This is a genomic window from Flavobacterium cupreum (assembly GCF_003996965.1).
Classification (GTDB): Bacteria; Bacteroidota; Bacteroidia; order Flavobacteriales; family Flavobacteriaceae; genus Flavobacterium; species Flavobacterium cupreum.
Genome location: NZ_QWDM01000051.1, coordinates 432 through 821, shown reverse-complemented (window position 1 = coordinate 821; position 390 = coordinate 432). Strand labels below are relative to the sequence as shown.

The following is a 390-nucleotide window of genomic DNA, read 5'->3' as shown; positions in this document are numbered from 1 at the left end:
GTTTTAAATCAAACTTTTCGAATGTTGGCATTGCATATGGGTAAGTCGGGCCGCCGCCAGGGCGATTGCATGAAGCCAAACCCATCTTTATGATCGATTCGTGAAATATTGCTTGTAAACTCTCAAAAAAGGGCGTTTACTCTCGATATTTAAGCGAAAAGATGACAAAAGCGCCGATTTCCTTGCTCGCAGCATTCGATGAATTACGTGATCCTCGTGCACGCGAGTGTGCCTATCAGTTGGACGAACTGCTGTTGGCCGCGATCTGCGCTGTGATCAGCGGCGCGGAGAGCTGGACGTCGGTTGTCCAGTGGAGCGAGATGAAGCTCGAGTGGCTGCGCCGGCACCTGCCCTACGCCAACGGCATCGCCTCGCATGACACATTCGGGC

The 390-nt window shown here is 52.6% G+C and carries 1 protein-coding gene; it reads left to right on the top strand.

Annotated elements, in window-relative coordinates:
- Positions 1–161: 161 nt before the first annotated feature.
- Positions 162–390: transposase family protein (locus tag D0817_RS26660; protein WP_202866520.1), on the top strand; the 229-nt coding region annotated here is incomplete at its 3' end.